The sequence below is a fragment of the Kaistia hirudinis genome (genome assembly GCF_014196455.1).
GTDB classification, from domain to species: Bacteria; Pseudomonadota; Alphaproteobacteria; order Rhizobiales; family Kaistiaceae; genus Kaistia; species Kaistia hirudinis.
In genome coordinates this window covers 993,535-1,015,838 of sequence record NZ_JACIDS010000001.1, presented here as the reverse complement: position 1 = coordinate 1,015,838, position 22,304 = coordinate 993,535, and the positions used below count along the sequence as shown (strand labels likewise).

General features: G+C 67.1%; 22 protein-coding genes. 10 read left to right on the top strand and 12 right to left on the bottom strand.

Annotation, left to right across the window (positions count from 1 at the left end):
• Window positions 1–58: 58 nt before the first annotated feature.
• The 6 genes from GGR25_RS04670 to rpiA form a co-directional block, all read right to left on the bottom strand.
• Window positions 59–484 carry an HIT family protein gene (locus GGR25_RS04670; protein WP_183397675.1) on the bottom strand — a complete coding sequence of 142 codons (426 nt, stop codon included), beginning with the start codon at window positions 482–484 and terminating at the stop codon, window positions 59–61.
• Window positions 485–523: 39 nt separating this feature from the next.
• Window positions 524–2,209, bottom strand: a complete 1,686-nt coding sequence (locus tag GGR25_RS04665) for a sulfatase-like hydrolase/transferase (protein ID WP_183397524.1) — start codon at window positions 2,207–2,209, stop codon at window positions 524–526.
• Window positions 2,206–3,453 carry a GNAT family N-acetyltransferase gene (locus GGR25_RS04660; RefSeq protein ID WP_183397523.1) on the bottom strand — a complete coding sequence of 416 codons (1,248 nt, stop codon included), beginning with the start codon at window positions 3,451–3,453 and terminating at the stop codon, window positions 2,206–2,208. The genes GGR25_RS04665 and GGR25_RS04660 overlap by 4 nt, the downstream gene beginning before the upstream one ends.
• A gap of 156 nt (window positions 3,454–3,609) precedes the next feature.
• Entirely contained in the window at window positions 3,610–4,980 is a 1,371-nt protein-coding gene (gor, locus tag GGR25_RS04655; protein WP_183397522.1) for a glutathione-disulfide reductase, read from the bottom strand.
• A 23-nt stretch (window positions 4,981–5,003) separates the two neighbouring features.
• A complete protein-coding gene (locus GGR25_RS04650; protein WP_183397521.1) occupies window positions 5,004–5,510 on the bottom strand; it encodes a DUF2059 domain-containing protein in 507 nt (168 codons plus the stop codon).
• Between the two features lie 31 nt (window positions 5,511–5,541).
• Window positions 5,542–6,240 (bottom strand): ribose-5-phosphate isomerase RpiA, encoded by a 699-nt coding sequence (gene rpiA, locus GGR25_RS04645; RefSeq protein ID WP_183397520.1) that lies wholly within the window; start codon window positions 6,238–6,240, stop codon window positions 5,542–5,544.
• Between the two features lie 150 nt (window positions 6,241–6,390).
• Here rpiA and gph point away from each other — a divergent pair, with 150 nt between their 5' ends.
• Entirely contained in the window at window positions 6,391–7,062 is a 672-nt protein-coding gene (gene gph, locus GGR25_RS04640) for a phosphoglycolate phosphatase (protein ID WP_183397519.1), read from the top strand.
• Between the two features lie 6 nt (window positions 7,063–7,068).
• Here gph and GGR25_RS04635 read toward each other — a convergent pair whose 3' ends face one another.
• Window positions 7,069–7,926, bottom strand: a complete 858-nt coding sequence (locus tag GGR25_RS04635) for an EipB family protein (protein WP_183397518.1) — start codon at window positions 7,924–7,926, stop codon at window positions 7,069–7,071.
• Window positions 7,927–8,108: 182 nt separating this feature from the next.
• Between GGR25_RS04635 and GGR25_RS04630 the strand changes: the two genes are divergently transcribed.
• From GGR25_RS04630 to GGR25_RS04605, 6 genes are all read left to right on the top strand, one after another.
• Window positions 8,109–8,573 (top strand): RidA family protein, encoded by a 465-nt coding sequence (locus GGR25_RS04630; protein WP_183397517.1) that lies wholly within the window; start codon window positions 8,109–8,111, stop codon window positions 8,571–8,573.
• A gap of 5 nt (window positions 8,574–8,578) precedes the next feature.
• Window positions 8,579–9,331 carry a glycerophosphodiester phosphodiesterase family protein gene (locus tag GGR25_RS04625; protein WP_183397516.1) on the top strand — a complete coding sequence of 251 codons (753 nt, stop codon included), beginning with the start codon at window positions 8,579–8,581 and terminating at the stop codon, window positions 9,329–9,331.
• A 571-nt stretch (window positions 9,332–9,902) separates the two neighbouring features.
• Window positions 9,903–10,082 (top strand): Ada metal-binding domain-containing protein, encoded by a 180-nt coding sequence (locus tag GGR25_RS04620; RefSeq protein WP_380147044.1) that lies wholly within the window; start codon window positions 9,903–9,905, stop codon window positions 10,080–10,082.
• Window positions 10,082–10,990 (top strand): DNA-3-methyladenine glycosylase family protein, encoded by a 909-nt coding sequence (locus GGR25_RS04615; protein WP_183397514.1) that lies wholly within the window; start codon window positions 10,082–10,084, stop codon window positions 10,988–10,990. The genes GGR25_RS04620 and GGR25_RS04615 overlap by 1 nt, the downstream gene beginning before the upstream one ends.
• Window positions 10,991–11,063: 73 nt before the next feature.
• Window positions 11,064–12,452: a class II 3-deoxy-7-phosphoheptulonate synthase gene (locus tag GGR25_RS04610; RefSeq protein ID WP_183397513.1), complete on the top strand. Its 1,389-nt coding sequence runs from the start codon at window positions 11,064–11,066 to the stop codon at window positions 12,450–12,452.
• A gap of 4 nt (window positions 12,453–12,456) precedes the next feature.
• Complete coding sequence (locus tag GGR25_RS04605) at window positions 12,457–12,864, top strand: GFA family protein (protein WP_183397512.1); 408 nt, start codon at window positions 12,457–12,459, stop codon at window positions 12,862–12,864.
• Here the strand turns inward: GGR25_RS04605 and GGR25_RS04600 are convergent, their stop codons facing one another.
• Window positions 12,865–14,142: an MFS transporter gene (locus GGR25_RS04600; protein ID WP_183397511.1), complete on the bottom strand. Its 1,278-nt coding sequence runs from the start codon at window positions 14,140–14,142 to the stop codon at window positions 12,865–12,867.
• A 349-nt stretch (window positions 14,143–14,491) separates the two neighbouring features.
• The gene (locus GGR25_RS04595) at window positions 14,492–15,268 is read right to left on the bottom strand and encodes a hypothetical protein (protein ID WP_183397510.1); all 777 of its coding nucleotides are present in this window, start codon (window positions 15,266–15,268) and stop codon (window positions 14,492–14,494) included.
• A 469-nt stretch (window positions 15,269–15,737) separates the two neighbouring features.
• Between GGR25_RS04595 and GGR25_RS04590 the strand changes: the two genes are divergently transcribed.
• Window positions 15,738–16,346 carry a TetR/AcrR family transcriptional regulator gene (locus tag GGR25_RS04590; protein ID WP_183397509.1) on the top strand — a complete coding sequence of 203 codons (609 nt, stop codon included), beginning with the start codon at window positions 15,738–15,740 and terminating at the stop codon, window positions 16,344–16,346.
• 89 nt (window positions 16,347–16,435) lie between these two features.
• Window positions 16,436–17,227, top strand: coding sequence for a DODA-type extradiol aromatic ring-opening family dioxygenase (locus GGR25_RS04585; RefSeq protein WP_183397508.1), 792 nt, complete (start codon window positions 16,436–16,438; stop codon window positions 17,225–17,227).
• A 55-nt stretch (window positions 17,228–17,282) separates the two neighbouring features.
• Here GGR25_RS04585 and ybaL read toward each other — a convergent pair whose 3' ends face one another.
• Both ybaL and GGR25_RS04575 read right to left on the bottom strand, forming a co-directional pair.
• Window positions 17,283–19,157, bottom strand: a complete 1,875-nt coding sequence (gene ybaL / locus GGR25_RS04580; protein WP_183397507.1) for a YbaL family putative K(+) efflux transporter — start codon at window positions 19,155–19,157, stop codon at window positions 17,283–17,285.
• Between the two features lie 157 nt (window positions 19,158–19,314).
• A complete protein-coding gene (locus tag GGR25_RS04575) occupies window positions 19,315–20,037 on the bottom strand; it encodes a L,D-transpeptidase (protein ID WP_343067966.1) in 723 nt (240 codons plus the stop codon).
• A gap of 519 nt (window positions 20,038–20,556) precedes the next feature.
• Between GGR25_RS04575 and GGR25_RS04570 the strand changes: the two genes are divergently transcribed.
• Complete coding sequence (locus GGR25_RS04570; RefSeq protein ID WP_183397505.1) at window positions 20,557–21,651, top strand: ATP-dependent DNA helicase; 1,095 nt, start codon at window positions 20,557–20,559, stop codon at window positions 21,649–21,651.
• A 10-nt stretch (window positions 21,652–21,661) separates the two neighbouring features.
• On the opposite strand, the gene GGR25_RS04565 is transcribed toward GGR25_RS04570, so the two are convergent.
• Window positions 21,662–22,270, bottom strand: coding sequence for a nuclear transport factor 2 family protein (locus GGR25_RS04565; protein WP_183397504.1), 609 nt, complete (start codon window positions 22,268–22,270; stop codon window positions 21,662–21,664).
• Window positions 22,271–22,304: the final 34 nt, after the last annotated feature.

Genomic DNA, 22,304 nt, shown 5'->3' with positions numbered 1-22,304 from the left:
GGCGCCGCCATCTCCGCGTTTCATGGCCTGTCATCGAGGCCGAAGCCGAGCCACAGCATCAAGCCGCCAGCGCGGCCTTCACCTTCGCCGCGCCTTCGGCGAGGACGGCGCTGTCTTCCATCTTGCCCGAATGCGGCTGCAGCGGCACGCCGTCGAAGCGCGGCACGACGTGGAAATGCAGGTGGAAAACCGTCTGTCCGCCGGCCGGCTCGTTGAACTGGAAGATCGAGACGCCATCGGCCGCGAAGGCCGCCTTGGCGGCCACGGCGAGGCGCTGGACGATCGCGATGGTCTTGCCGAGCACGAGCGGATCGGCGTCGAGCAGGTTGCGCGAGGGCGCTTTCGGCACGACGAGCAGATGGCCGGGGCCCTGCGGCATCACATCCATGAAAGCGATCGTATCGTCATCCTCATAGACGCGATGCGAGGGGATCTCGCCGCGAAGGATCTTCGCGAAGATGTTGCTGTCGTCGTAAGCGGCCATCGGCTGGTCCATCCTCTCGTCCGTCGGAAGCGCGCCGAGTTATGCCCGTTCGGGGGCGCCGTGCAAGGCGGGCGCCTCGCGTTCGAGCAGGATGGCGCGCCGATCCACCAGAGTGCGGTGGAAGGCGCGCTTCTCCGGCAGCGTCGAGGCGAGATAGGCGGGGCCGATCCGCGGCAGCAGCGCAAGACGCGTCGCGCTCACGGCATCCAGCGGCAGCGGCGTGGCAGCGAGCGCGGCTGTCCCGAGCTGCGCGATGTCGAGCCGGTCCGGCACATGCGCAAAATCCGGCGTGAAGCCGACCGCTTCGAGCGCGAAGAAGGTCTCGAACTGGCGCGGATCGTCGGAGGCGATCGAAAGCGCCTTCTCGATGGCGCGCGTCATGGTCGGCTGGTGGTCGCCATAGCGCACGAACAGCATCGGCCGGCCGGGATGGCGCTCCGCGAGCGCCGCCTTGAACGCCGCCCAGCTCTCCGCCGTCTCGTCGAGGCGGGCGTAATATTCGGCATAGGTCCGGTCGGGCAGGGCGGCGAGGGCGAAATCGCGGGCGTCCTTGCGCAGATGGGGCGGGATGATCTCCGTCTCGTGCGGACCGTGGTTGAAATTGGTGAGCGCCATCAGGAACCGCGGCGCCGGATCATCGTCCAGCGCGCGAAACAGCGCCTCGCGCGTCGCGGCGAAGAAATCCGTGTCGGAGTTCGTCGCCTCGAAGCCGACGAGATCGAAGGGCGGGGGGTAGGTGTCGGAGAAATGCCGCTCCTCGACACCGATGCCGGCATAGAACGCGTCGTAATTGAGGAAGTCGCGCCGGCAGCTGGTCGCCAGCATGGTGCGATAGCCGAGCTGGGCCAGCTCGATCGGCAGCGCGTGGCGGAAGCGGCCGACGCCCTTCTTGAACAGGAAATAGGAATCCGGCCCGAAGCTCGCGGAGGAAAGGCCCGTCAGCAGGCTGAACTCCGTCTGCCAGGAGCCGCCGCCATAGATATCGACATGGAGGCGCCCCGAGCGGCCGCCCTCGGGCTCGAGGAACGCGGCGATCTTCTCGTCGACCGGCAGGCCGAACAGGCGCGGATCGAAGACGGATTCGTGCTGCACGACGATGATGTCGGGGCGGATGTCGCCGCGCGCCGGCCGTGGCGCGGCGAGCGGCAGCGGCGCCGCGCCGACATCGAGCATGCGCAGCCCCGTGGTCGGCCACCAGCTCGGCACGTCGATGATGGAGGCGATGAAGAAGGAGAAGAAGCGCGCACCGGCGTGCAGATCGGCACGGAAGCGCCGCGCGCCGCCGGCCGCATAGTAGGTCGCAAGCATCGCGCCGAAGGCGGTGGCGAGCACCAGCGCCCGCCGCGTCCAGTCGATCCGTTCCCCGGCCAGGAAGATGGCGCCGAAGAGGGCGGCGAGGATGAGCAGCGCCGCGCCGGCGAAGGTCATCACCGCGGTGCGGCGATATTGGCGGATCATGAAGGGGATCGTGCCGGCCGTGGCGAGCGCGATATCGGCGAAGGCGAGCTTCATGCCGCTGTGATGATGCTTGACCGCCGAGGCGCCGCCGATGGCGAGCGCCAGCACCAGAGCGAACAGCGCCGCCCGGTTCACATCGCCGAAGGGCAGCAGGAACAGCGCCATCAGGAAGGTGAAGGCGGCGAGCGTGAACAGGACGGCGCGGGGCCGCCGCTCTGCGAGCAGCACGACCGCCGCGGCGGCGATCCAGACGATGAGTGCCGTCATGCCGGGCCCTCGCCGGAGCGGAACGGCACGTGCTCCTCCAGCAATTCATGTTCGGCCGCGACGGCGGCACGCTCGCGGGCCAGATAATCGGCGATCGCGCGGCGAAGGTTCGGGTCGGCGATGTAATGCGCCGAGCGCGTGATCACGGGCCGGTAGCCGCGTGCCAGCTTGTGCTCGCCTTGGGCGCCGGCCTCGACGCGCGGCAGGCGATGGTCGATCGCCCATTCCACCGCCTGGTGGTAGCAGAGCTCGAAATGCAGGAACGGAACCTCCTCGACGGCGCCCCAATAACGCCCGTAAAGCGCGTCCGATCCGATGAAATTCAGCGCGCCGGCGATGCGCTGGCTGCCGCGCCGGGCGAAGAGGAGGAGAATGCGGTCGTTCATGCGCTCTCCTACGATCGAGAAGAAGCGCCGGTTCAGGTACGGCCTGCCCCATTTTCGCGCACCGGTGTCCTGATAGAACTCGAAGAAGGCGTCCCAGGCCGCCTCGTCGATCGCCGGACCCGTCAGGACCTCGACCTCGAGACCGCCGATGAGTGCGTCGCGCCGTTCGCGGCGGATCGTCTTGCGCTTGCGCGAAGCGAGCGCGTCCAGAAAATCGTCGAAGTCGCGATAGCCGGGATTGTCGAACTGGAACTGCTGGTCGGTCCGGGGCAGGAAGCCGGCAGCCTCCAGCGTCGTCGCGTCGGTCTCTTCGAGGAAGGTCGCGTGGACGGAGGAGGAGCCGGTCTGGCGCGCAAGCTCGATCAGCCCGGCGGCGAGAATGGCGCGGGCCGTATCGTCGGCCGCGTCGCGCACGAGGAGGCGCGGGCCTGTGGCAGGCGTGAAGGGGACGGAGACCTGCAGCTTCGGATAATAGCGGCCGCCGGCGCGCTCATAAGCATCGGCCCAGCCATGGTCGAAGACATATTCGCCCATGGAGTGGGTCTTCTCGTAGCACGGCGCCACGGCCGTCAGCGCATCGACCTCGCCGAGCACGAGATGGCGCCCCTGCCAGCCGGTCCGCCCGACGGCGCAGCGCGCTTCTTCGAGCGAGACAAGAAAATCATATGAAACGAACGGGTTGTAAGGCGCCCTTGATTCACTTTGCGAGCCGCCGGCCGTGCGCAGGAAGGCGTCCGGATCGCCGCCGAAGGGCCGCGCGCTGTCCCAGCCCGGATTGGCACAGGCATCCCAGGCCGCGCGCGGGATTTCACGCAGCGAGGGCAGGACGGTCAGCCGCGCATCGCGGGAGGCTGTCATGGAAGGCGGCTCTTTCGAGAAGTGGGGGAAGCCATCCCACCATCTAGGGCGCGCCGCCGCAAGGCGCCAGAGGCGGACGGGGCACGGCCGCAGCCAAAGGGCGCCTTCTTCACCTCTCCCTCGGGGAGAGGTGAAGGAGCAGGGCGCCCGCGCCTCCTACCGCCGGTGGCGGACGGAGGGCTCGCGCATGGTGACGAGTTCCTCGGCGGCGGTCGGATGCAGCGCCATGGTGGCGTCGAAATCGGCCTTGGTCGCGCGCATCTTGATTGCGATCGCGACGAGCTGCGCCATTTCCGCGCCGCCCTCGCCAAGGATATGGCAGCCGAGCACGCGCTGGCTCTCACCATCGACGACCAGCTTCATCAGCATGCGCTCGTCTCGGCCCGAGAGCGTGTGCTTCATCGGGCGGAAATCGGCCTTGTAGATGTCGACCGCCGGGAACTGGGCGAGCGCCTCGGCCTCGGTCAGGCCGACCGTGCCGATCTCGGGCTGCGAGAATACGGCCTTCGGGATGCAGAAATGGTCGACCGCGACCTTCTTGCCGCCGAAGACCGTATCGGCGAAGGCATGGCCCTCGCGGATCGCCACGGGCGTCAGGTTCACGCGGTTGGTCACGTCGCCCACGGCATAGATCGAGGGGACATTGGTCTGCGAATAGTCGTCGACGATGACGGCCCCGGCCGCATCCACCGCGACGCCGGCCGCCTCGAGGCCGAGGCCGGCCGTGTTCGGCCGGCGGCCCGTGGCGATCATCACCTCGCCGGCGCGGATGTCGAGCCCGCCCCTTGTGCGCAGGACGAGCTCCTCATCCGCCTTCAGGATCTCGGCGGGGCTGTCGGCGAGCACCAGGCGGATGCCGTGCTTTTCGATCTCCTCGCGCAGCTTGTGGCGCAGATCCTCGTCGAAGCCGCGCAGCAGCGCGTCGCCTCGATGGAGCAGCGTCGTCTCTACGCCGAGGCCGTTGAAGATGCCGGCGAACTCGACCGCGATGAAGCCGCCGCCCACGACGACGATGCGCTCGGGCAGGCGCGGGAGATGAAACGCCTCGTTCGAGGTGATGGCGAGCTCGCGCCCCGGTAGCGTCGCGTCGATATAGGGCTGGCCGCCGGTCGCGATCAGGATCGTGCCGGCGGTGACGAGGCGGCCATCCGCGAGGCGGACCGAATGCGGATCCTCGATGATCGCCCGCATCGGCTCGATCGTCGCGCCGGAGCGCTCGAGATTGCGGATATAGGCGGCGTTGAGCCGGTCGATCTCGCGATCCTTGGCCGCGATCAGGCGCGGCCAGTCGAAGCGGGTCTCGCCGACGCTCCAGCCGAAGCCGGCGGCGTCCTCGAAGGTGTCCGAGAAATGCGAGGCGTAGACGAGGAGCTTCTTCGGCACGCAGCCGCGGATCACGCAGGTGCCGCCGACGCGGAACTCCTCGGCGACCATGACGCGGGCGCCATGCGACGCGGCAATCCGACCGGCGCGCACGCCGCCCGAACCCGCGCCGATGACGAAGAGATCGACGTCGTAGGTCGACATGCGCTCAGCCCCGGCTGCGTCGATTAGAATTCGACGCCTTTCTTCTTCAGATCGGCGACCGACTTCTCGTAGAGCTCTTCGCCGACGCGATCCGACCAGCCCTTCACGGCCTGCAGCGCCTCGGTCGAAACCTTCGGCAGCAGGTCGGCGAACTTCTTGCCGGCGGTGGTGTTGTAGAACGCCGCGATCTGAACGAGCTCTTCCTGCGTGAAGTACTTCGCCATGATGCGCGCGACATCATTGTCGAGATCGACGCGGCGCGAGGCGAGGTCGAGCGATTCCTGGTCGACGACCTGCGAGATCAGCTGGTGCTGGTCGGGGCGCAGGCGGATCAGGCGGTTCTGCGTCTGCTGCGCGAGCAGCGGCAGCAGATTGTCGAAGCCCTTGAAGTTCTTCGCCGCATCGATGGCGGACTTCGCGGCGGCGAGGTGCTCCGGCGTGACCTCGTCGGCGCGGGCGGCGCCGGCAAGGCCGACGACGATGCCCATCGCGAGCGCGGCGGCGCGAAAGGCGGTGCGGTTAAGCTTCATTGAACGGGCTCCCGATGAGCTTCTGAGTGACTTAAGCGTGCAGCCAGCGGACGCCATCAGGGGTGGCGATCGCGGCAGACGTCGCGAGACCAATGAACAGACCGTGCTCCACGACCCCCGGAATCGCGGAAAGAGCGAGACTCAAGCCTTCTGGATCGCGAATAAGGCCAAAAGATGCATCGATGATGGCATGTCCGCCGTCGGTGACGAAGGGCGAACCATCGGCCGCGAGGCGGCGGGTCAGCGTCGCCGGCTGGCCGAAGCGATAGGCAGCCGCCTCGATCGCCGCGCGCGTCGCGCCGAGGCCGAAAAGATTGACCTCGATCGGCAGCGGGAAGGCGCCGAGATGCGGCACCAGCTTGCTGTCGTCGGCGATGACGATCATGCGGCGCGAGGCGGCCGCGACGATCTTCTCGCGCAGCAGCGCGCCGCCGCCGCCCTTGATCAGGCGGAGCTTCTCGTCGAGCTCGTCGGCGCCATCGACGGTCAGGTCGAGCGCCGGCACCTCGTCGAGCGTCGTCAGGCGGATGCCCTCGGCCTTCGCCAGCTGGGCGGTGCGCTCCGAGGTCGGCACGCCGATGATGTCGAGCCCGTCCCGCACGCGCGCGCCGAGCGACTTGACGAAATGGTTGGCGGTCGAACCGGAGCCGAGGCCGAGCTTCATGCCGCCCTCGATCTTCTCGAGAGCGGCGAGCGCCGCCATCTGCTTCAGTTCATCGGCCGTCGGCATGGGTGTCTCTTCCGCTTTGGCGAAGATCGCGGTGCACAGGTGAGGCCGTGTGTTAGCACGCAGCCGTTGGCGCGCCAACGCCTGCCACTGGCCCGGTGCACCGGCCTCGCCTATAGGAAGGGCGACCCCTCCCGCCAGTCCGGACACTCCATGCGACCGACCCTCGTTTTCGACCTCGACGGCACGCTCGTCGACACCGCCGCCGATCTCGTTGCGACGCTCAATGTCGTGCTGGAGCGCGAGGGCCTCGCGGCGGTTCCCTTCAACGATGCCCGCGCGATGGTCGGCCACGGCGCCCGCGCTCTGATCGAACGCGGGCTCGCTGCAAATGCCGCCGCGCGCAGCGCCGCGGAAGTGGATCGCCTGTTCGCGGACTATATCGCGCATTATTCGTCGCACATCGCCGATGCGAGCCGTCCCTTCCCGGGCGTGAGCGAGGCGCTGGATCATTTCGCCGCCGCAGGCTGGAGCCTCGCGGTCTGCACCAACAAGACGGAAGCGCTCTCGGTGCAGCTTCTGGAGACGCTCGGTCTTGCCGCCCGCTTCGACGCGATCTGCGGCTCCGACACCTTCGCGGCGCGCAAGCCCGATCCGCTGGCGCTGATCGAGACGATCCGCCGCACCGGCGGGCGGCCGGAACGCGCCGTGATGGTCGGCGATTCGAAGACGGATATCGATACGGCGCTCGCCGCAGCGGTGCCGGTCGTCGCCGTGGATTTCGGCTATACGACCATCCCCGTCACCGAGCTCGGTCCGGATATCGTCATCAGCCATTTTGGCGAGCTGGCCGGCGCGGTGGAGAAGGTCCGCCGCGACCGCTGAGATCCGTCAGCGGCAGTGCTTGCCGCCGACCTTGACCGGGGTGATGTCGAGCTTGACCATCTTCCCGGTCAGCGCGAAATCGCCATAGTCGAGCCGCAGGCGGCGCGTGATGCCGTTCTCGTAGAGGATGAACGACAGCTCATAGGTCGGCGACTGCTCGCCATTGGCCGGGCCGTCGAAATAGCTGATCGTCACCGGCCAGTGGCGCACGGTGTCGATGCCGGCGCTCTTCGCCACGACCGCGTCGCCGAACTCGTCGTCGCCGGAATCGAGCTTGCCGATGACGACGGACGTCTCATAGGCCTTCTCGCCCTTGTCCGATCCGTCGAACAGGTCGATCTGCATGAAATGGTCGCCGCGCAGCGCCGCCTCGATGATCGTCTGCAGATGCTGGTTCGGGAACTGGAACGAGCGCGCGATCTCGAAGCGCCGCGTCGAGGGCTTGGCGACCTTGACCTCGACCTTATCGTTGACCCGTTTCGCCGTGCCGCTGGTGTCTTCCGACAGCGTGCCGTCGACGAAGCTCTTGGTCGAAAAGTCGAACGTCTTGCCGTCCGTATCCTCGAAGGTCGTCGTCGCGACGTCGGTCAGGCGGGCATTGCCGTCCTCGTCGGAAACTCGCGTCACGAAGCGCAGGCGCGTCGTGAACCCCTCGCAGGCCGAACCGGCGAAATCATAGACCATGCGCCCTTCGGCATCGCTGACCTTGTCGGACGAATTGTCCATGTCGAGCGTCAGGTCATAGACCGCGCGATGGGCGATCATCGGCACGCCGGCGAAGGCCGGCAGCGGCAGAGCGAGCGCCAGCGTCAGCAGGGCAGGCCCTGCCAGGCGGCGAGCAACGGTGACAACGCTCTGGTTCACGCAAAACTCCATTGTCGTCCGGACGTCACGGACGCGGTCCAGACAATGGTGCAACGAAACGGCAAATTGCGGCAAGTTCCATTTGCTTTCTGATGCCCTTGGCCAGCTCGCGCGGCAGGGGTTCTTGCGGGCCTTGTGGATTCGCGCGAAACCCGAGCGGTCCATAAAGCGGGAGTTACGCCATGACCGGCCTCATCGAAAGCCGCCTTGCCGCCATCGGCATCAACCTGCCGACGCCGGCCGCGCCGGCCGCGAACTATGTGCCCTATGTGGTGAGTCGCGGCATGCTCTACATCTCCGGCCAGATTCCGGTCGGCCAGCAGGGCCTCGAATTCGTCGGCGCGGTGGGCGATGCCTTCGGCATCGACGACGGCCGCGCCGCCGCGAAGCTCTGCGCCATCAACATCCTCGCGCAGGCGCGGGCCGCGCTCGGCGATCTCGATCGTGTCGCGCGCGTCGTGAAGCTCGTCGGCTTCGTCCAGTCCGCGCCGGGCTTCACTGACCAGCCCAAGGTGGTGAACGGCGCGTCCGATTTCTTCGTCGAGGTCTTCGGCGACAAGGGTCGTCACGCCCGCTCGGCCGTCGGCGTGTCCGGCCTTCCCTTCGGCGTGGCGGTCGAGGTGGAGGCGATCTTCGAGATCGACTGACGCTCATGCCCGCACCCGCCTGGCTCACGGCCCGACCGATCGCGCATCGCGGCTATCACGATGCGTCCGTCGGCCGCATCGAGAACACGCTCTCGGCCGTCCGCGCCGCGATCGACAAGCGTTTCGCGATCGAGGTCGATCTCCAGCTCACCCGTGACGGCGCGGTGGTGGTGTTTCACGACGACACCGTCGACCGCCTGCTCGAAGGCACGGGCCGCGTCGACGCGCATGACCTCGCCGAACTGAAGGCGCTCGCCTTCAAGTCGGGCAGCGACCGCGTTCCGACGCTCGCCGAGCTGCTGGAGACGGTGGCCGGCGCCGCGCCGCTGGTGATCGAACTCAAGAGCGATTTTTCCGGCAACCGGGCGCTGGAGCGCGCCGCGGCGCCGATCCTCGCGGCCTATTCCGGTCCCTTCGTCGTGATGTCCTTCGATCCGGACTCGATGGCCGCCATGCGCCGTCTCGCGCCGGCAATCCCGCGCGGGATCGTGGCGGATCGCTATACCGACCTGAACGACTGGGGCTTCCTCGAGGCCGAGCGGCGTTTCCGCCTCCGCCACCTCATCGATGCGCCCTGGGTCGGCGCGTCCTTCGTCTCGTTCGACATCGGCGGCCTGCCGAGCTTCGCCACCTCGCTCTTCCGCGCCTTTCGCGGCCCGCTGATCACCTGGACGATCCGCACCCCCGAACAGCGCGAGAAAGCGAAGCGCTGCGCCGACCAGATCACCTTCGAAGGCTTCGACCCCGACGCGGGGTGAGGGCGGGGGCGGTGGGGATGAGGCTCTTCCTTCACCTCTCCCAGAGGGAGAGGTCGGCCCACAGGGCCGGGTGAGGGGTTACGGTCCATCAGGTTTTACGAAAGGCGGATCAGCGCCTTATTCTGCGCCTTCCCTAACCCCTCACCCGCCGCACTGCGTGCGTCGACCTCTCCCTCTGGGAGAGGTGAAAGAAAGAGGCCCACGCGCAGGGCGGTCCTGCGCGCTCCCCTCTTCCCCCTCTCCCGCTTGCGGGGGAGGGTCGGGGAGGGGGGGAGCCACCGCGCAAAGTCGCTTTGCCGGCAGCGCCCCACACTCCGGCGTCATCCCGGGCTTGACCCGGGATCCATCCAGCCGAAGCGCTGGACGCTGATACGACACAGGCTGCATGGATCCCGGCGTTCGCCGGGATGACGGCGAATGGGATTGGGATCGGGCGACCATTCCCGACGGCACGGCATGCCTCCCTCTGAAAGCTCCCTACGGCCACCGCCTCCGCCCCTTCCGCACCGCCAGCAACAAACGGGTGGCGGCAGGCGCGGGGAGGGGCGATGCTGGCTGCATGAGCCTTGCCATGCCCTTCCCTGAGACCGCCCGCCTCTATGGCGTCGTCACCACCGGCATCTATTGCTTGCCCGCCTGTCCGTCGCGGCCGCCGAAGCCGGAGAATGTGCGCTTCTTCGCCGACCGGGGCGAGGCGGAGGCGGCGGGGCTGCGCGCCTGCCGGCGCTGCCGGCCGGATCGCGACGCCTGATGCGCCTCTTCGCCGAGCTGCCACTGCCCGCCTTCTATCGGGCGGCAGAGGTGCTGGCCTATCACGGCCGCGACGGGGCGAGCCTGACGGAGCGGGTCGAAGGGGCTCGCATCCTGAAGCCGCTACGCCTAGCCGGCGGGCCGACGCTGGTCGCGATCGATCTCGGCTCCGGCACGGCTGCGACGCTTGCCGCCGATCGTCCGCTCGTTCCGGCGGAGGCCGAAGCCGTGCTCGCCATCGCGCGGCGCATGCTCGGCCTCAACGCCGATGCCGCCGGGCTCGATCGGATCGCGGAGCGCGACCCGATCGTGGCGCGGCTGGTGGCGGGACGGCCCGGCCTGCGCCTGCCGCTGACCGCCCATGCCTGGGAAGCGATGTGCTGGGCCGTGATCGGGCAGCAGATCAACCTGACCTTCGCGGCGGCGCTGCGGCGGGAGATGGTGGACCTTGCGGGCGCGCCCCATGGCGAGAGCGGATGGCGGCTGCATCCGACGCCCGCCGACATCGCCGCGCTCGCGCCCGAGGCCCTGACCGCCCGCCGCTTCTCGCGCGCCAAGGCCGCCTATCTCATCGGCGTCGCCCGCGCCGTCACCGAAGGGACGCTCGACCTCGACGCGCTGGCCCTCTTGCCGGCCGACGAGGCCGAGGAAAGGCTCGTCGCGCTCCGCGGCATCGGCCGCTGGACGGCGCGCTATGTCATGCTGCGCGGGCTCGGCCATGGCGATGTCGCCCCGGTTGGGGATTCCGGCCTCGCAACGGCCCTCCAGCGCCTCCACGGCCTCGAGGTGCGGCCCGACATGGCGGCGCAGGAGGCGCTGATGCGGCCCTTCGCGCCGTTCCGCTCGCTGGCGACCGCGCATCTGTGGGCGAGCCTTGCGCCGCCCCTTGCGGGCGATGCTGGCCGCTGAGCCCGCGCGCGTGTATAAGGCTCGCCTTTCCGCGGTGTTGGGGAGCACCGGCGGAGCGGTGGAGCGACAGATCATGAAGACGAACTGGAAGCCGGACAGCTGGCGCGGCAAGCCGATCGAACAGGTGCCGGTCTATCCCGATCCGGAGGCGCTCGCCGCCGTCGAGGCGCGGCTCTCGACCTATCCGCCGCTGGTCTTCGCCGGCGAGGCACGCAAGCTCAAGAAGGCGCTCGCGCAGGTCTCGCGCGGCGAGGCGTTCCTGCTGCAGGGCGGGGACTGCGCCGAGAGCTTCGCCGAGCACCATCCGGACAATATCCGCGATTTCTTCCGCGTCTTCCTGCAGATGGCCGTGGTGCTGACCTTCGCCGGCTCGATGCCGGTGGTGAAGGTCGGCCGCATCGCCGGCCAGTTCGCCAAGCCGCGCTCCGCGCCGATGGAGAAGATCGGCGATGTCGAGCTGCCGAGCTATCGCGGCGACAACATCAACGGCATCGACTTCACGCCGGAGTCGCGCATTCCCGATCCGCGCCGGATCGAGGATTCCTACCGCCAATCCGCGGCGACGCTGAACCTGCTGCGCGCCTTCGCGCAGGGCGGCTATGCCAATCTCGAGCATGTGCATCAATGGATGCTCGGCTTCGTCAAGGATTCGCCGCAGGGCCATCACTACCAGGAGATCGCCGACCGCATTTCCGAGGCCATGGCCTTCATGCGCGCCTGCGGCATCGATCCGGATACCGCGCCGTCGCTGCGCTCGACGGATTTCTTCACCTCGCACGAGGCGCTGCTGCTCGGTTACGAGCAGGCGATGACGCGCGTCGATTCGACCAGCGGCGACTGGTACGCGACCTCCGGCCACATGCTGTGGATCGGCGACCGCACGCGCCAGGTCGAGAACGCCCATGTCGACTATATGCGCGGCATCCGCAATCCGATCGGTTTGAAATGCGGCCCCTCGCTGACGCCGGATGGTCTCATCCAGCTGATCGACGTGCTGAACCCCGACAACGAGCCCGGCCGCCTCACGCTGATCTGCCGCTTCGGCGCCGGCAAGGTCTATGACCACCTGCCCGGCCTCATCCGCGCGGTGGAGCGGGAAGGGCGCTCGGTCGTCTGGTCGTGCGATCCCATGCATGGCAACACGATCAAGGCGGTCACCGGCTACAAGACGCGTCCGTTCGATCTGGTGCTCAAGGAGGTGAAGACCTTCTTCGAGGTCCATGCCGGCGAGGGCACCTTCCCCGGCGGCATCCATATCGAGATGACCGGCAAGAACGTCACCGAATGCACCGGCGGTGCCCGCGCGATCACCGACGAGGATCTGTCGGATCGCTACCACACCCATTGCGACCCGCGCCTCAATGCCGACCAGTCGCTGGAACTCGCCTTCCTTGTCGCCGAACTGCTCAAGCACAGCCGGCAGGGACAGGCCCTCCAGGCGGCCGCCGCATCGGGCATCTGAGCCGATGGGCGAGGGGGACTCGTCGCGTCTGAAGGGGCGGTGCCTCTGCGGCGCCGTCGCTTTCGCCATTGGCGGCCCGCGGGCGACGCCGGTCGCGTGCCATTGCACGATGTGCCGGCGCCAGTCGGGCCACTACTGGGTCTCGACCAATGTCGCCGAGGCCGACCTCTCGATCGAGGGCTCGGATCGCCTCGTCTGGTATCGCTCGTCCGATATCGCCGAGCGCGGCTTCTGCGGCACCTGTGGCTCGGCCCTGTTCTGGCGCCGTCCCGGCTCCGGCCGCGTCGCGGTGGCGATGGGCTCGCTCGAAACGCCGACCGGTCTCACGATCGGCCGGCACATCTTCATCGCCGAAAAGGGCGACTATTACGCCATCGAGGATGGCGCCGAACTCTATGCCGGCGACGACTGATCAGGCCGCCGAAAGGGCGGGATCCTGCCGTTTCGGCCGTGCGATCAGCAGGGCGATTCCCGCCGCGACGATACCGGTCGTGCCGGCGATGAAGAAGGCGTCGAAATAGTTGCCCTGCACGGTGCGCATATAGCCGCCGAAGAACGCCGCCGCCGCGGCGCCGACCTGATGCCCCGCCACCACCCAGCCGAACACGATCGGCCCGCGCCGCTCGCCGAAGGCCTCGGTGGCGAGCCGGACGGTGGGCGGCACCGTCGCGATCCAGTCGAGCCCATAGAAGACGACGAAGAACGACAGCGAATAGAAGGAAAAATCGCTGAAGGGCAGGTACATCAACGAGAGGCCACGCAGCAGATAATAGACGAAGAGAAGCTTGCGCGGGTCGAAACGGTCGGTCAGCCAGCCGGAAGCTGTCGTTCCGAACAGATCGAACAGTCCCATCATCGCCAGCATACTGGCCGCCTGCACCTCGGGAATGCCCATATCGGCGCAGAACGCGATCATATGCGTGCCGACGAGGCCGTTGGTCGTGAAGCCGCAGATGAAGAAGGTGGCGAAGAGATACCAGAAGGTGCGCGTCCGTGCGGCCTCCGCGAGCGTGCGAAGTGCATTGGCCAGCGCATTGCCGGTGGTCGCCGCGGGCAGGGGATCGCCCGCCTTGGCGCCATAGGGCTCGGTGCCGATGTCGGCGGGACGCTCCGGCACGAGGAAATAAGCCAGCGGAATCAAGGCCGTGATCAGGACCGCCATCGCAATCACGATCGCCCGCCAGCCGCCCCATTCCGCCAGCGCCGCCAGCCCGGGCAGGAAGATCAGCGTGCCGGTCGCCGTGCTAGCGGTCAGCAGGCCCATGACCAAGCCGCGATTGGTGACGAACCAGCGATTGACGATGGTGGCGCCGAGCACGAGCGCGACCGCACCCGATCCGAGCCCAGAAAGCACGCCCCAGGTCGCCACGAACTGCCAGGGCGCCGTCATGAAGGCGGAGAGCCCGGTCGAAAGCGCCATGAGCACCAGCGCCCCGAGCAGGGTGCGCCGCACCCCGACCGTCTGCATCAGCGCCGCCGCGAACGGTCCCGTCAGGCCATAGAGGAAGATGCCGACCGCAGCGGCGAACGAGATCGTGCCGCGGTCCCAGCCAAAGGCGTCGCCGAGCGGCAGCATCATCACGCCGGGCGACGCGCGCAGACCGGCGGAGGCGAGAAGCGCCAGGAAGATCACCCCCGTGACGACAAAGGCGTATTTCTGGCCGAGGGACAGCCGACCTGCTAGGCTCATGTTACTGACCGTTCCGTTGCATCTGTTGAGATGATACGTACCGGTCTGTTACATCGTCAAGATGGCGCCGCTGAAATTGTCGGGCGGGTCGGTTTGAGGCCAGCCAGAGGTGGCTTCGCCGACCTGATCAAGGCGGCTGTTCGTCTTAGTCGATGGTCGATTGGGCTGACGCTGGCCGAGGCGATGGCTCGGAATACAGCGCGAATCCGAGAGGCCCGGCAAGGGGATACCACGCCGTGTTGCTGGGCGGCATCGGGGCAGGCTAGCTGCCGTCCGCAGGGCCCGCGACACTCGGGCCGCAATCTCGGCCAACGAGGCGATCGCGGTCAGACGGGGGATGCGGCCTCGACTAGACCAGCACGACCTCGCGGCCGGCGAGGGCTGCGCCCTTCGTCCTGACCTGATGGCGGGCATAGTCGGTGGCGAGGCAGGATTCGACCGTCACGGCCGGAAACCGGTCCTCGCCGACACCCTCGCGCAGAAAGAATGCGTTGGTGGCAGGCCCGTTGACGCCGATCAGTCGGTAGCCGCGATCGCGGCCAAGTTTCGCGAAGGCGGAGAGGCTGGCGCCGAAATAGCCGGCATCCTCGCCGAGGACACCGTCGCCGACGAAGGTCTTGGAATAGGGCACGGTGACGGTCTGGTCGGCGGACCAACGATTGTTGAATTCGACGACGAGAACGCGCGCGGACACGCAGGTCAGGGCCTGGAGGATCCAGTAATCCATCCCGTCGATATCGATCGACAGCAGGTCGACCTCCCCGCTGAACCCGTGATCCTCGATCAGTTGGTTGATGTTCTCGGCCGAAATCCAGGCCTGCACGAGCGTCGGAGGCAGGCGGCGAAGCCGCCACGCCCCGGTGCGCCGCGCATAATGCGCGCGGCCCTTGGCGATATTGGTGGGGTCTCCGTCGATCAGCAGCGCATTCCAGCCATGGTTGATCACGAGGTTGGCACTGTTGCATTCGACGCCGTCGCCGGCGCCGATCTCGACGGCGCGCTTGCCGCCCGAGCCGATGACCGAGAAAAGGTAGAGAAGAATCCCGTCCTCGCCGTTCTGCGAATAGGAGCTGAATTCGACGTCCGTGAAGGGAATTGGCGCCGCCATCAGCCGATATTGCTGCATCAGCAAAATCTGAAGCTTGCGGTCAAGATCAACATGCGGGCCAGCCTGCGCCGCATTTGTCGCGCCTTCGAACGCAATATTGGCTCTATTGCGAACTCTTCCTAATAGACCCACGACAATCCTCCCCCTGGACGCACGCAGTTCTAATCTTCGTCACCCTAGTACCTTCCTCAATCACTGGCAATGGCGCCGAATGCTCGCAACCGTGAACTGTCTATGCTTTGGTCGAAGGAAAAACTGAAGGCAATTGCACTGATGAGTTCATGCAATCTTAAAGGGTGTCGCTATGTCATTGATGCGCTGCCAGGCCTCGCCGGTCGTGGGCGGGCGCGCATGATCGTCGCGCGCTGCCGGCGGCGCTCTGGTCGAAGGGACCGCGATCGACTATATTGATGTTACTGACCGTTCCGTAGCATCCCGATCCTCATTCATTCCGGTTGGCGACATGACCGATAGAGCGAGTCCGAGCATGCCGGTGCAGCCCGAGGCGAAGCCTGCCGAAGCCGCGAAGCCGCGCGCGGCCGAGCGCATTCTCGGGACGGCGAGCGATCTGTTCTATCGCGAAGGTATCCGGGCTGTCGGCGTCGACGAGATCGTAGCGCGCGCCGGCGTCACCAAGCCGAGCCTTTATCGCGCCTTCGCATCCAAGGATGAGCTCGCCGCTGCCTATATGCGCGAATACGATGCCGATTTCTGGCACCGCTTCGAGGCGGCGCTGGACGGGTCGGGCTCGGATAATCCGCGCGAGCGGCTGCTCGCCTTCCTGCGGCGCACCGGCGAGCGGGCTCAGCGCGCCGGCTATCGCGGCTGCGGCATGACCAATGCGGCCGTCGAATATCCCGACCCCGCCAATCCGGCGCGCCAGGTCGCCGAGGCCAACAAGCGCGCGCTGCGCCAGCGGCTGACCGAATTCGCCGCCGCCATGGGAGCCGTCGATCCCGAAGAGCTCGGCGATGGCCTGCTGCTGCTCGTCGAAGGCGCCTATGTTTCGGGCCAGCTCTTCGGCGAGGGCGGACCGTCCCGCTCGCTGGCGGCGGTCGCGGATCGGCTGATCAAGGCCAGTCTTCGCCGCGATTGATCAAGCTGGTTGAACGCTGCGTGCTGAATCGATCAACTTATCGTGCATGATCTGCAAGCCTATCTTGGAGGCGAGCCAAGGAGGCTTCCATGTCCCTTCCCACCTATTTCCTGTCGCACGGTTCGCCGATGCTGGCGCTGATGGATACGCCGGCCCATCGTTTCCTGGTCGATCTCGGCGCTTCCATCGCAAAGCCGCGGGCCGTCGTGGTCGTGTCGGCGCATTTCGAGACCGACGCGCCGGTTGTCGTCTCCGACGCACACCCCGAGATGATCTATGATTTCCGCGGTTTTCCGCGGCCGCTCTATGAGATCGTCTATCCTGCGCCGGGCGATGCCGCTGTCGCAGACGAGGTCGCGGACGCGCTGCGGAAGGCGGGCCTGCCGGTGACGATCGCGGCGCATCGCGGCTTCGATCACGGCACCTGGGTCCCGCTCTCGCTGATCTGGCCGCATGCCGATGTCCCGCTGGTCCAGCTCTCGGTCCAGCCGCACCGCGACGCCGCCTGGCACTTCGCGCTCGGGCAGGCCCTCGCGGCGCTGCGCGAACAGGACATTCTCGTGATCGGGACCGGTGCCGCGACCCATAATCTCCGCTCGGTCTTTCGCGCCGGCGGTATGGCGCCGGTCGATGCGCCGACGGAAGGCTGGGCGCGCGAGTTCTCCGACTGGATCGCCGCGCACGCCGCCGAGGGCGACACGGACGGCTTGGTCCATTATCGCGAGCATGCGCCCCATGCCGTGATGGCGCATCCGGAGGACGACCATTTCATGCCGTTCTTCGTCGCGCTCGGCGCGGCCGGGCAGGGCGTGAAGGGAGAGCGCATCCATAATTCCTACGAATATGGAACGCTCTCGATGGACATGTACCGGTTCGGATAAGGTCGATCGCGAGCCGGAAGGGCCGGCTCGTGATCCTCACGAACGTGCGAACGTTCTACGCCGCGGTCGCGCCGTCGTGCCGTTCGGCTGGCGGCTGATCGGTCGACTCCGATGCCGGGTCCGCAGTCGGCAAAGCGGCTTCCGATGCGCCCTCGGACGGGGCGCTCGCGGCGGGCGTCTCGGGCGGCTTCGATGAAGCCGTCTCGTCCGCATGATGCGCCTCGATCGCGTTGACGCTCGCCAGCATGCCGAGCGCGATCTCCCGCTCACCCATGATCGCCAGATTGGCGCCGTGGCCGATGAGGTGCTCGACCTCCGCATCGGTGCGGCCACGCGCGATGATCTCGATGTCGGGATTGAGCGCGCGGGCTTTCTCGACGATCTGACCAGCCTCGAACGCCTCGGGAATGGCGACGAGGAGATGCCGGGCGCCGACGGGATTGGCCGCGGCGAGCACATCGTCCTCGACGGCATTGCCGACGATCACCTCGATGCCGGCTTCTCGAAGTTCCTTCGCGCGCTGGGTGCCGTTCTCCATGACGAGATAGGGCAGGCCCTTGTCGCGCAGCCCCTCCGTGACGATCCGCCCGACCCGGCCGTAGCCGACGACGATGCTGTGTCCGGTCTGGCTGGTCGGCTTCAACCCGCTCTCGTCATCCGCAATGATCGCCGGCTGCTCCGGCGAGGAGGGGGCGACCGTGGGCGTCACCTTCTTCGCCTCGTCCGTGCGCTGGAACAGGCGTTTCGCCGCGGCGAACATCAGCGGGTTCAAGAGGATCGAGAGGATCGCGCCGGCGAGGATCAGGTCGCGGGCCGTCTCGTTGATCAGCCCGAGATCGGCGCCGAGCGCGGCGAGGATGAACGAGAATTCGCCGATCTGCGCAAGGCTGGCCGAGATCGTCAGCGCGGTGGACTTCGGGTGGCCGAAGGCGCGGACAATGAGATAGGCGGCGATCGACTTGCCGATCAGGATGATGCCGAGCGTGGCGATGAGCAGCAGCGGCTCGCGCAGCACGATCGACGGGTTGAACAGCATGCCGACCGAGACGAAGAACAGCACCGCGAACGCATCGCGCAGCGGCAGCGTTTCTTCGGCAGCGCGCTGCGACAGCGGCGATTCCGAGAGGATCATGCCCGCGAAGAAGGCGCCGAGCGCGAAGGAGACGCCGAACAACGTGGCAGCGCCGAAGGCGACACCGAGCGCGATGGCGAGAACGGCGAGGCGGAACAATTCGCGCGAGCCGGTGTGGGCGATGTAGTGCAGCGCCCAGGGGATGACGCGGCGGCCGACGATCAGCATCAGCGCGACGAAGGCGGCCACCTTGCCGATCGTGATCGCCAGGATCCCGAGCAGGCCATATCCGCTCTGCGCCGCGAGGCCCGATCCCGTGGCGGCACCGCCCGTCAGGATCTCGGCCAGCGCCGGCAGCAGCACCAGGGCCAGGACCATGGCGAGGTCTTCGACGATCAGCCAGCCGACGGCGATGCGGCCGCGATCCGTCTCGACCAGCCGCCGCTCCTGCAGCGCGCGCAGCAGAACCACCGTCGAGGCCACGGAGAGGGCGAGGCCGAACACGAAGCCGCCGGCAAGCGGCCAGCCGACCACCCAGCCGAGCCCCATGCCCAGCACGGTCGCGACGGAGATCTGCACGATCGCGCCGGGCACCGCGATCGCCTTCACGGACATGAGGTCCTTGAGCGAGAAGTGCAGGCCGACGCCGAACATCAGCAGGATCACGCCGATCTCGGCCAGTTCATTGGCGAGATTCTGGTCTGCGACGAAGCCTGGCGTGAAGGGGCCGGCGGCGACGCCGGCGAGGAGATATCCGACCAGGGGAGAAATGCGCAGCCGCTGCGCTATGACGCCAAAAATGAAGGCGAGGACCAATCCGACGACGATGGTTGCGATCAGTGGCGTGTAATGCGGCACATTTCAATCCGGCTGGGAGGAGCGACCCGTCTAATTTGGCGGAAAAATATGGCCAAACAAGTCCTTGCCGCTCATTCTTCGCATTTCATTGGCGCTCTGGACAAACAAAAAGGGCCCCCGCGAGGGAGCCCTTTCGTCGAAGACCAGAAGGTCCGGTTCAGCCCGGCACGCCGGACGGCGGCATCGGCGCATACGCGCCGCCGCCATTGTTGTAGCTCGAGGTGCGCGCCGGCGGCTGCGGATCGGGAACGGCGCCGCCATGCGAATTGAACACCGCATTCGGATCGGGCTGCGCGTCGCCGAGGACGGTGACGCGCGTGCCGATCGGGACGCGGCTGTAGAGATCGATGATGTCCTGATTGATCAGGCGGATGCAGCCCGAGGAGAGCGACTTGCCGATCGACCAGGGCTGCGTCGTGCCGTGGATGCGATAGAGCGTGTCGACCTTGCCCTGGTAGAGGTACATGGCGCGGGCGCCGAGCGGGTTGCCGGGGCCGCCGGGCATGCCGTCGGGCCACTTGGCCGCTTCGGGATCGCGGGCCATCATCTCCTTCGGCGGATGCCACTTCGGCCATTCGCGCTTGGCCTGAATGGTCGCGTCGCCCGACCACGCAAAACCCTGGCGGCCGACGCCGACGCCGTAGCGGATCGCCGTGCCGTTCTCGAACACGAGGTACAGGAAATGGTTCGGGGGATCGATGACGAGCGTTCCCGGCTCCGCAACCAACCCCGGCGGCAGCTGCACCACCTGGCGGAAGAACTGCGGATCAATCTTGCTCAGGTCCACGGCCGGAACCGGGAACGGCTCCGTGTCGATCGCGGCATACATCTGCCGATAGCTCTGATCGATGATCGGCGCGCCGACCGGCTGTGCCGACATCGACGATTGACCAGCCGTCTGGCAACCCGCCAGAACGACCGGCATTCCGATCATGAATGCACGACGGCTGAGCCTTCCCGTCGCTGCCTGAGGCTTCGTCTCGGTCAAAGCCTTACCCTTTCAACATCCTGCGGGAACGCTCCGGAAGAGCCGCCGGAGCCCGACGACCGCGTTATCCTTGCCCTGGACTGGTCGGTCCCGGCGTCGATACACGGTCAATGAAATATTGCGCTCTTAGTCGTTTCTTTCTCCTTATGCCGCAATGACAAAACCGCCACAGCGTCATCGAAACGCTGCCGGTTCGCAGTCATGCGACACTTGCGTCACGGCCTCTGTGCGGGGCGGAAGGGCCCAAACCAAGGCAGACCAAGGAAAATTGCGGCGAGCGGCGTTTGATCCGGAGAAATGTGATCGAAATATCACATTCTCGCGCTTCGCATGTTACCGACGCGGCGAGTTCGCTATGAAACCGTGACCGGACCACACGAGCGAATCGCGCAAGCGCGTACGGGAGATTGCATGCACTGGTCGCCGCAACAGGAAGACGCTCTCACGGCCGTCGCCGACTGGTTGCGCCGGGGCGACAGGCCCGTCTTTCGCCTGTTCGGCTATGCCGGAACGGGCAAGACGACGCTCGCCCGCCACCTCGCCGAAGGCATAGACGGCACGGTCGCCTTCGCGGCCTATACCGGCAAGGCGGCGCATGTCCTGCGCACCAAGGGCTGCGAGGGCGCCGGCACGATCCACAGCCTGATCTATCGTCCGCGCGCCGGCGAGGATGAGGAGCAGCCGGTCTTCGCCATCAATCACGAAAGCGCGGCCTCCAAGGCGGATCTCATCATCATCGACGAGTGTTCGATGGTCGACGAGGAGCTCGGCCGCGATCTCCTGTCCTTCGGCACGCCCGTGCTGGTTCTCGGCGATCCGGCGCAGCTTCCCCCCGTCAAGGGCGGCGGCTTCTTCACGGAGACCGAGCCCGATCACATGCTGACGGAGGTCCATCGGCAGGCGCAGGACAACCCGATCATCCGCCTCTCCATGGCCGTGCGCGCCGGCGAGCCGGTCGACTATGGCGAATATGGCGAGAGCCGCGTCATCCAGCGCCGCGAGATCGATGCGGAGCAGATCCTGGCGACGGACCAGGTCCTTGTCGGCACCAACAAGACGCGCCGCGCCTATAACCAGCGCATCCGCGAGCTGAAAGGCCTGCTCTCGCCGATGCCCGCCGTCGGCGACAAGCTCGTGTGCCTGCGCAACGACAAGCAGAAAGGGCTGCTGAATGGCGGCACCTGGACGGTCAAGCGTCTGACCTCGCCGAAGCGCAGCCTGCTTCGCATGGACATCGTGCCGGAGGACGAGCCCGGCGCGAAAACCGTGAAGGCGGGCATTCACCCGGCCTTCTTCGAGGATGGCGGCGAGAGCCTCTCCTATCCGCAGCGGCGCAATTCCGACGAGTTCGACTATGGCTACGCCCTGACCGTGCACAAGTCGCAGGGCTCGCAATGGGACGACGTCGTGCTCTTCGACGAAAGCTACGCCTTCCGCGAGCACCGCGACCGCTGGCTCTACACCGGCATCACGCGCGCCGCGAAGCGCATCACGATCGTGCGGTAGGCTCGCTCCTTCAGTCCGCCGGTCCGCCTGCGAGCCAGGCGGCGCCACGCGCGTAGAGCGCCTCGACCTCGGGGCCGACGAGCCCTGGCATGTCGCGCTTCACCTCATATCCGATCGCCGTCTGCAGATAGGCTAGATGCCGGTAGCCCGCCGGAAAGGCGTGCAGCAACTGGCGATCGAGCTGCACGGCCACCGACGGATCGACCGGGTCGATCCGGTCCTTCTCGTAGATCGGCTGGCGCAGCACGAGCCCCCAGCGGCCGTCGCGTTGCTCGAGAAAGTCGTAGAAGCGGCCGGTGCAGACGACGTCGCATTCCGTGCCCTCGACGGCGGCGCGTTGGCTGATCGTCATCTTGGTCTGCGCGATCGCCCGCGTAACCGCAACATCGATCGAGCTGCCGCCGAGGAAGTGGAGAATGCGCACGCCGCGTTCGAAGCCGAGCCGGCTCACCGCGATGAAGTCGGCGGCTGGCCCCTGGAACCACGTCGCCATCATGCGCCCGTCATCGTGCCAGAGCGTCGCGAAGCGGTCCCAGTCGCCGGCGTCTCGCCAAACGGCCCAGTTCTCGACGAGCTCGCGGATCGCGAGCCGGGCAGCCTGTTCTTCCGAAAGCGTCATGGCATCCCTCCCCATCGAGCGGGATCGACCTCGG